The organism is Streptomyces geranii, from assembly GCF_002954775.1.
GTDB lineage: Bacteria > Actinomycetota > Actinomycetes > Streptomycetales > Streptomycetaceae > Streptomyces > Streptomyces geranii.
This window is the reverse complement of the sequence record NZ_PJME01000012.1, coordinates 209,449-217,612: the sequence shown is the minus strand read 5'-3', so window position 1 is coordinate 217,612 and position 8,164 is coordinate 209,449. Positions and strand designations below refer to the sequence as shown.

Genomic DNA, 8,164 nt, shown 5'->3' with positions numbered 1-8,164 from the left:
TCGGCGTTGGAGAGGCCGGTCAGGCGGTAGCCGGTGTAGGGGGAGGTTCCGTCGGGGCCGATGGTGGCGAGGAGTGCGGCGGGTCCGTGGCAGACGAGGGAGACGGGTTTGCCGGAGGCGAGCCATTCGGTGAGGAGTTTGCCGGAGGCGGCGTTGTCGGGGAGGTCTTCCATGGGGCCCCAGCCGCCGGGGTAGAACACGGCTGCGTAGTCGTTGATGTCGACGTCTTCGATGCGCAGGGGCTGTGCCAGTTCGGTTGCTTCGTGCAGTGCGGTCCGCATGCGTTGGGCGCCTTCTTCGCCGCCGTTGAAGTCGGGGGTGAGGCTGAGGGCGTCGGCGGTGGGCGGTACGCCGCCGGGTGTCGCTGCGGCGATCTCGTATCCGGCCTGCTTGAAGACCTGGTAGGGGCCGATGGCTTCCTCGGCCCAGAAGCCGGCGGGGTGGCGGGTGCCGTCGGCCAGTGTCCAGTGGTCGGCGGCGGTGATCACGAAGAGGATCTTCGTCATGGTTCTCGGTCTCCTGGTGACGGTGTCAGCCCTGGAGGGCTTGCTGGAGGATGTGGCTGTCGGCTGCCTGGCGCATGCTGACGGCCTTGCCGTCGCGGACGGTCCACAGGTGGATGAACCGGACGTCGGCCTTGTTCCCGGTCTTGGTCTCGGCGTGGTAGTGCCCGTAGACGAAGACGTGACCTTCGTCGTCGGCGTGGAACTCCTCGGGCACGGCGCCGAAGGACTCGATGTTCGGCATCGGTTTGCCGAAGAAGTCCTTCGCCACGCTGTCCCAGCCGTGGTAGACGCCACTGTTCGGGAAGCCCGGGGTGATGTCCCAGATGAAGTCCGGGGCCATGACCTCCACGCTCACTTCGGGAGCCATCCGGGATTCGTAGAGGCGGCGGATCAGTGCGAGATGGGGGGAGTCGGACATGACGCGCTCCTTGAGGGGGGTGGGTGGATCGGGTTAGGGCAGCAACCTGCCGCCGGGCACCGCTGGCGGCACGGTGTCCGGCGAGGGGAGTGCGTCCGAGTCGGCGGGACGGCCGCGGTCGGCGCCAACAGCAGCGGGAGTGGCCGGAATGTGGCGTTCGGCTGTGCTCCTCGGATGCCTTTCCCGATGTGTGATCGAGCCTCGCACGTCGCGGGCATGCTGTGAGGGGTAAGGAAATGTCCCCTCCCTACCCGTATCCGGGTGAGCGGCTCTCCCTTTCGGCCATTGCGGAAGGGTCCTGAGGCGCCTGCGGGGTTCTGGGCGGCGTACGAACCTCGTCTGGGGTGGACAGTCGGCCGCCGATCTGGGGCAACGGCGGATCGCCGGTTCTCAGGGCCGAGAGGGCCTCGATGCTGAGACGCACATGGTTCTCACCATCGCGGAGCGGGAATGCGTACGGTCCCTGCCGCGCCGCATCGTTGCCGGGCTCAGCCCCGATGCCCTGCTGATTCGGCGGCGGGGGACCCGATCCGTGGAGGCGCCGGGCAGTGGTGAGGTCGAGGGAGATTCGTCAGAAGCCCTGGACCGCGGCGACCACTTCGTCGAGGAGGGTCCTCAGCTGTGCGGTTTTCGCGGGTCCCAGCTTCTCGGCGATCTGGTGCTCGATCCGCATGATCCCGGCATCGGTGTCGCGCAGAGCCGCCCGCCCGGCTTCCGTGAGATGAAGCTCCCTCACATGCCGGTGGCGCGGGTGTGGACGGCGTTCCAACTGACCCCGTTCTTCCAGGCGCGCGACCTGAGAGGCCACTGCCTGCGGGGTGATGCTGAGACGGCGGGCCAGTTCGGCTCCGGTGAGGCCGGGGGCCGTGTGTACGCAGATCAGCAGGCAGTGCTGCGAGGCCGCGATGCCCAGTGGGCGCAGTTCCTGGTCCTTGCGTGCCTGCATCGCCCACTCCGCCCGCCGCAACGCCCAGGTCACCCGGTCTGGCGGTCTCCCGAAGACCGGCTGTTCGTCGTCTTCATCCATTCCGATGAGCGTACGGTACCTGGATAAGAATCAAACATCTGATGCAGATTAACTACTTGAGCGCTTCGGGCTCAGGTGTCGCGAACCGCCTTGGTGACCTGGGCGAGCAGGGCCTTCAGGCGTGTGGTGTCGTCCGAACCGAGGTCGTCGATGATCAGGCGCTCGATGTCGGCGATCACATGGTCGGCTGCGCGCAGTACTTCCCGTCCGGCATCGGTGAGGTGCAGTTCCTGTACGTGCCGGTGGCGGGGATGCTCACGTCGTTCGAGCTGGCCGCGGCCTTCCAGGCGACTCACCAGAGAGGCGACGGCCTGAGGGGTCACGTTCAGCCGACGGGCCAGTTCGGCGCCGGCGAGCCCCGGCTCGGAGTGCACCGAGATCAGGAGTGTGTAGTGCGAGGCCGCCAGACCCAACGGGCGCAGCCGTTGTTCCTTGAGTGCCTGCACCCCGAGTTCCGCGCGGCGCAACGCCCAGGTCACCCGGTCCAGCGCGTTGAGTCCGACGGGCGCCTCGTCGTTTAGTGTCATCCGAGAAGATTACGCCGCTTCATCAAGGTCAAGTATTTAACTCACTGCAAGTGCTTTACGATCGGCCAGGAACTGCGGGTTACGGCGCGGCCAGGTGATCGAATCGGCTACCCGGCAGGGCATCGCCGTGGCCTGTGCCCTCAGGGCCGCCGATTTCGGTGCAGCCCCGAGCGTGACCTGGCGATTTCGAAATGATCTCCGCGGCACTCAGCCCAGCCAGTCGGCACATGCCCACCTCATCCCGTCCCCTGAATGGAGCGACAGCCCCAAGGCTCATAGAAGGGGCGGACCGTGGTGTTGAGACGACGGCCCGCTCCGGCTGTTCCTCGGCGCACATACCGAGGCCCTCCCGGGCAGACCTTCACCGAGGCCGGGGCGTTGGTGCCGGGCTCCGCCTGAATCGATGAAGGCGACCCAACTCCCGTACCACTGTGCGAAGATCCGGGGCCATGCAGCCACTGGTCCCCGAGGACCCCTCGCACATCGGCCCGTTTCGCCTCATCGCCCGACTGGGCGCGGGCGGGATGGGGAGGGTCTACCTGGCCCGTTCGAAAGGCGGCCGTACGGTCGCGGTGAAGCTCGTACATGCCGACTTCGCGCTGCACCCGTCGTTCCGGCGGCGCTTCGCCCGCGAGGTGGCCGCCGCGCGGAAGGTCGGCGGCGAGTGGACCGCGCCCGTGCTGGACGCCGACACCGAGGCCAAGAACCCATGGGTGGCCACCGGCTACGTCCCCGGGCCGCCGCTCGACAAGGTGGTGGACGGGGACTTCGGTCCGCTGCCGGCTGCCTCCGTGCACGTCCTCGCACACCGTCTGGCACTCGCGCTGCAGGCGATCCATGAGGAGGGCCTGGTCCACCGGGACCTCAAGCCGGCGAACATCCTGCTGACCGTCGACGGCCCCCGTGTCATCGACTTCGGCCTCGCCCGCGGCTACACGGCGAGCCTCGGCGGCAGCCTCACCGAGCCCGGGACCGTGCTCGGCACTCCGGCGTTCATGTCCCCCGAGCAGGTGCGCGGCGAGACGGTGACCAGAGCGAGCGACCTCTTCTCGCTCGGTTCCGTCCTCACGTACGCAGCGACCGGACGGCTGGCATTCCAGGGTTCCGAGCCGATCAACGTGATGTACCACATCGCCCACGAGGAACCCGACCTCACCGGCGTACCGGACGAACTCGTCGACCCAGTGAGGCGCTGCCTGGCCAAGAAACCCGAACAGCGCCCATCAGTAAGGGAGTTGCTCGACCTCACCCGACACGCCGTGGCCCGCGCCTGGCTCCCCGCTGAACTCCTCATCCGCCTCGGCCGCGACGCCGCCCGCCTCCTCGACGCCGAAGCCAACCTCGCCGAGTCCGAGCCCCTCGCCCCGGTGTCGGTGCCGGCTCACGCCATGACGTTCCCGGATTTACGGGTTTTCGACACCGCCGGCCATGAAGGCCACCGGCGAGACCTCCTGGACGTGCCGGAGGCCGGGATCACCCCGCCGAGTATCCGGTCGGCGCCGGAGCCGAGACGACGACCGTGGCTGCCCTACGCATTCTCGGCGGCGGCACTCGCGGTCGTGGGCGCGCTGCTGGCCGTACCGTCGCTGCTGGGCCTCGGCAGGTCCGCTGACGGCACGGATCCACTGCGGGGCACTTGGCGTGGGAGTTGGATGATCGGCCCCTGGTCCTGGGAGGGCCAGCTGATCTCGCGCGGCAGCCCCCTGGAAGGACGTTCCGTTCACTTCGTAGTCTCCCAAGAACAGCTGACATGCTGGGGAGAGAGCCAAGTACTGTCCCGCGACGGCAACACGGTCGTCCTGGGAAAGACGAAGGTGAACGACGTCCTACCCAAAACCCATTCGCCAGAGGACTGTGCCTTCGGCGATCAGCAGACGTTGTCCGCCCGGGACGACGGCACTGTGGTCTGGAAGTGGTTGAGGCCCCACTATTTCGAGGACTTCGCGCTGCACGAAGTCGAAGTCACGCTGACCGATGACTTCGAGGCGCTGGCGCCGGTGCCCCCGGCGTACCTCGGCACCTGGGACAACGCACAGGGCCTGCATCTGACCATCGTGCCGGACGGCAGCGATCCGGCGAGCATCGTGGTCCTGGACACGCGCTCCGGTGCCCGCTGTGTCTGGTCCGCGAGCGTGTTCTCCATCGAAGAGAATCGCGATCTCCTCTACGGCCCTCTCTACGTGGACCGCAAGGTGTCAGACAAATCCTGCCGCACCGCCGGTCTCCACCGCGCGCGGCTGTCACGCGGCGGCGACGGACTCGCCGTCTCTCCCTACCGCGAGGACACCGGCACCGTTCCGGACTCCGAGACGCTGCATCTGAAGCGGGTGGGCTGAGGAGCAGAGAGGCCCGGCCGGTGAAGGCCCGAAGGGCGGCAGTTCATGCAGGTAGAGCTGTCCCCTGAAAGGAACTACGCCCACGTGCCCAGCCGGTCAGCCATCAAGCTGTCGGCTTTCTTTGCGGGAGGGCTCTCAGAGACAGGGATGATCACCTCATGATGCGAGGTGCCTTCAGCGACGTCCCGTTGACCGCGATCTTCCCTCTCCTGACGCCTGCGGATGTGGCCGGGGACGCCGATCGTTCTTGGGCTGGATGTCATCGAGCACACCGGGGGAGGCGACAAGCTGGAGCTCCTGCCTCAGGTGGTGTGGACCGACCCGGGCCGGCTCGCGGTCGGCGAGGAGACTTCGTTGTCCGATGCATTCCGTGTCGGCGCTGAACGCCTGACCGGCTGGCCCATCCTCACGACGCCGACCACTGGCGTGCCAAAGCGGGACTGCCTCCTAGAGCGTGTCCCTTTGATGGGTTGATCAGTTGATCGGATGTGTCAGTCCGATTAGTGATCACCGATGCGATGTGGGACCGGATCGAGCCGCTGATGCCTGCCGATCCGCCCCGTGGACGACGATGGGCCAACCACCGTCGGACCCTGGAAGCCATCGCGTGGAAGTACCGCACCTGCTCACCCTGGCGTGACCTGCCAGAAGAGCTCGGGCCCTTTCAGACCGCCCACAAACGCCTGATCAGGTGGGCAATGGACGGGACATGGGAACGGGTCCTCGCGGCGGTCCTTGCAGCGGCGGACGCCGATGACGACGTGGGCTGGACCGTCTCGGTGGACTCCACCGTCTGCCGGGCTCACCAGCACTCGGCCGGAGCCAGGAAAAGGGGGCGCCCGGCCGGTACGAGCCCGAGGACCACGCACTCGGACGATCCCGCGGTGGCTTGAGCACGAAGGTCCACCTGGCCAGTGACAGCCGGGCACGACCTCTGTCCCTCTACGTCACCGCGGGCCAGGCCGGTGATGCCCCGGCCTTCGAGGTCGTCATGACCGGAATCCGGATCCCGCGGAGCGGACTCGGCAGGCCAAGAACCCGCCCTGCGGCCGTGCTTGCGGATCGCGCCTACTCTTCCCGCGCGATTCGTGGCGACCTCCGTCGACGCGGCATCCGCGCCGTCATCCCGCAGCCCGCCGACCAGATCGGCCACCGTCTGCGGCGAGGCCGCGCCGGAGGTCGCCCGCCCGGCTTCGACGCCGAGACATACAAGGAGCGCAATACCGTCGAGCGGTGCATCGCCCGAATCAAGCAGTGGCGCGGCCTCGCAATGCGGACGGACAAGCTCGCCATCGCGTACCAGGCCGCACTCCACCTTGCTGCCATCTTCATCTGGACCCGGCGCTGAGCAAGGCGTCCGAAGGATTCGTCAGGCCAGCGCGTGGACGACGAGCCGGTTCCGATCTCCGTCAAAGATGCCGGCCAGGACGTTGGCCTCCCGCCGGTCCCCATTGAAGAGACCCCGCTGGTCGACGTGCACGGTCAGAAGGTCGTGGCTGTCGATCACCTCAGAGATGCCCCGGGTCTCGATCGTGTCCGACCACGCGTCCAGGTTCCGGCCGAACCACGCCGGCAGGCCGCACGGCTCGCTCACCGCGTCCCAGAAGTCGTTGAGTGTCTCGATCAGCCGACCGCGCAGGTCAACAATCAGCTCGCTGTCCGTCATCACAGCAGCCTAACCAGCCTCACCACAGTCACTGACCGGTCAAAGAGACAGAATCTAGGCGGATCAGCGGAAGGCCCAGTGCTGGGCACGTTCACGTGTACGCCGACAACGACCCGGAGCTTGCGGGCGCCTTCTATGCAGCGCCAACGCTGTTCGCCGACGTGCACCCGGACATGCGCATCGCGCAGGAGGAGATCTTCGGCCCGGCCATCTCGATCATCCCCTTCCACGACGAGGACCAGGCGATCAGGATCGCCAACGACACCGAATTCGGCCTGGTAGCGGCGGTGTTCACCAAGAACTCCGCGCGAGCGCTGATGGGCAGCCGTGGCCTGCGGACCGGCTTCGTCTTCGTCTTCGTGAACGACTACAACCGGAATTCACCGGACACCGTTCGGCGGCGTCGGTGCGAGCGGCTATGGGAGGGGGAGCGCGGCGGAGACCCTGCATGAGTACGGCTACATGAAGAACATCCGCCTGCGCTCCGGGAGGGGCGAGATGCCGTGCTGGGCGCCGACGCTCTAGGTGACCGGACAGGGCAGGTGAACAGCCCTGTGTTCAAGGCGGCGTAAGCACCTCGAAGACAGGGCATGCGGGACCGACGGGACGACGACGCACACGATCGCTGGTCACAGACCTTGACCGGTCCTGCGCGGTTGCCAGGTTGCCGGCAAGGGGCTGGTACTGCTGGACCGACTGCCGTCGCTGACGACGGTTCGCAGGATCGGCTCGAAGCAACTGGGGAGAGCGCCGGAATCAGCGCCGACTCACGCGACGGTGCCGGACTGGGGCCGCTTGCGGTCCTCGGCCCAGGAGGCCAGCAGACGCAGTCCGTCGTGGGCCGGGGTGCCCGGTTCGGCGGTCCACACCAGCATGTGCTGTTCGGGGTCGGTCGTACAGGTGAGGGTGTTCCAGTCGAGGGTGAGTTCCCCGACCGCGGGGTGACGCAGCTCCTTGACGCCCTTCCCTCGTGTTTCGACGTCCCGTTGAGTCCACCACTGCTGGAACTGGGTGCTGCCCGCGGAGAGTTCCTCGACCAGAGCGTTCAGGACGAGGTCCCCCGGGAAACGCGCGCTCTCCATGCGTACCTGCCCGATGGTCATCCGGGCGATCTCCTCCCAGTGCACGTACCGCTCCCGCATCCAGGGTTCGGTGAACAGCAGCCGGATGAACACGCGTTCCTGCTCGGGGTAGCGGGCGAAGTCGGTCCACAGGGCGGCGGCGAGCTGGTTCCAGCCCAGAATGTCGGTGCGTCTGCCGATGACGACAGCAGGGGCGAGGGCAAGGTCGTCGAGCATGAGGCGGAGTTGCGGATCCAGCTGCTGACGCTCGTCCGACCTGGGCGGAGGAGCGGTCTGCTTCGCGGCGAGTTCGAAGAGGTAGGTGTGCTGGTCGTGGTTGAGGCGCAGGACCTGGGCGATTTCATTGAGGAGCGATGCGGAGGCCTGGAGGCGGCCTTGCTCGATGCGCGTGTAGTACTCCGGGCTGACGGCCGCAAGGAGAGCCACCTCCTCTCGGCGCAGGCCGGGCACCCGCCGTCGTTGTCCCTCTTGGAGTCCGACCTCGGAGGGGCTGAGTTCGGCACGGCGGGCCTTGAGGAAATCACCCAGCTCGTGCAGCTGCGGGTTGGGCTGCATGATCTACAGCTTGGCACAAGTGCCCGGCAAGGTGAGTCGCCGCAAGA

9 protein-coding genes are annotated in these 8,164 nt (G+C 67.3%); 3 read left to right on the top strand and 6 right to left on the bottom strand.

The window, feature by feature from the left end; translation table 11 throughout:
• The 4 genes from CW359_RS19130 to CW359_RS19115 all read right to left on the bottom strand — a co-directional run.
• Positions 1 to 506, bottom strand: a 506-nt coding sequence (locus tag CW359_RS19130; protein ID WP_105971158.1) for a type 1 glutamine amidotransferase domain-containing protein, incomplete at its 3' end; no start/stop codon positions are given.
• A gap of 25 nt (positions 507 to 531) precedes the next feature.
• Positions 532 to 924 (bottom strand): nuclear transport factor 2 family protein, encoded by a 393-nt coding sequence (locus tag CW359_RS19125; RefSeq protein WP_105971157.1) that lies wholly within the window; start codon positions 922 to 924, stop codon positions 532 to 534.
• A 571-nt stretch (positions 925 to 1,495) separates the two neighbouring features.
• Positions 1,496 to 1,951 carry a MarR family winged helix-turn-helix transcriptional regulator gene (locus tag CW359_RS19120; RefSeq protein WP_105971156.1) on the bottom strand — a complete coding sequence of 152 codons (456 nt, stop codon included), beginning with the start codon at positions 1,949 to 1,951 and terminating at the stop codon, positions 1,496 to 1,498.
• Positions 1,952 to 2,022: 71 nt separating this feature from the next.
• Positions 2,023 to 2,478: a MarR family winged helix-turn-helix transcriptional regulator gene (locus CW359_RS19115; RefSeq protein ID WP_105971155.1), complete on the bottom strand. Its 456-nt coding sequence runs from the start codon at positions 2,476 to 2,478 to the stop codon at positions 2,023 to 2,025.
• 449 nt (positions 2,479 to 2,927) lie between these two features.
• Between CW359_RS19115 and CW359_RS19110 the strand changes: the two genes are divergently transcribed.
• Positions 2,928 to 4,814 (top strand): serine/threonine-protein kinase, encoded by a 1,887-nt coding sequence (locus CW359_RS19110; RefSeq protein ID WP_105971154.1) that lies wholly within the window; start codon positions 2,928 to 2,930, stop codon positions 4,812 to 4,814.
• A gap of 518 nt (positions 4,815 to 5,332) precedes the next feature.
• Positions 5,333 to 6,162 (top strand): IS5 family transposase gene (locus CW359_RS19100; protein ID WP_408647495.1). Its coding sequence is split into 2 segments (ribosomal slippage): positions 5,333 to 5,656 and positions 5,659 to 6,162, totalling 828 coding nucleotides; the frame shifts between segments, so codons are not numbered across the junction.
• Between the two features lie 21 nt (positions 6,163 to 6,183).
• On the opposite strand, the gene CW359_RS19095 is transcribed toward CW359_RS19100, so the two are convergent.
• Positions 6,184 to 6,480, bottom strand: a complete 297-nt coding sequence (locus CW359_RS19095; protein ID WP_105971153.1) for a barstar family protein — start codon at positions 6,478 to 6,480, stop codon at positions 6,184 to 6,186.
• A gap of 95 nt (positions 6,481 to 6,575) precedes the next feature.
• On the opposite strand from CW359_RS19095, the gene CW359_RS19090 reads away from it, so the two are divergent.
• Positions 6,576 to 6,932: an aldehyde dehydrogenase family protein gene (locus tag CW359_RS19090; RefSeq protein WP_232838462.1), complete on the top strand. Its 357-nt coding sequence runs from the start codon at positions 6,576 to 6,578 to the stop codon at positions 6,930 to 6,932.
• Between the two features lie 315 nt (positions 6,933 to 7,247).
• Here the strand turns inward: CW359_RS19090 and CW359_RS19085 are convergent, their stop codons facing one another.
• Positions 7,248 to 8,117 carry a helix-turn-helix domain-containing protein gene (locus tag CW359_RS19085; RefSeq protein ID WP_105971152.1) on the bottom strand — a complete coding sequence of 290 codons (870 nt, stop codon included), beginning with the start codon at positions 8,115 to 8,117 and terminating at the stop codon, positions 7,248 to 7,250.
• Positions 8,118 to 8,164 lie beyond the last annotated feature (47 nt).

Excerpts from the sequence above, each read along its gene's own strand:
- CW359_RS19115 (WP_105971155.1), bottom strand. The coding sequence starts at position 2,478 with ATGACACTAAACGACGAGGCGCCCGTCGGACTCAACGCGCTGGACCGG.
- CW359_RS19125 (WP_105971157.1), bottom strand. The coding sequence starts at position 924 with ATGTCCGACTCCCCCCATCTCGCACTGATCCGCCGCCTCTACGAATCC.
- CW359_RS19095 (WP_105971153.1), bottom strand. The coding sequence starts at position 6,480 with ATGACGGACAGCGAGCTGATTGTTGACCTGCGCGGTCGGCTGATCGAG.
- CW359_RS19120 (WP_105971156.1), bottom strand. The coding sequence starts at position 1,951 with ATGGATGAAGACGACGAACAGCCGGTCTTCGGGAGACCGCCAGACCGG.
- CW359_RS19085 (WP_105971152.1), bottom strand. The coding sequence starts at position 8,117 with ATGCAGCCCAACCCGCAGCTGCACGAGCTGGGTGATTTCCTCAAGGCC.
- CW359_RS19110 (WP_105971154.1), top strand. The coding sequence starts at position 2,928 with ATGCAGCCACTGGTCCCCGAGGACCCCTCGCACATCGGCCCGTTTCGC.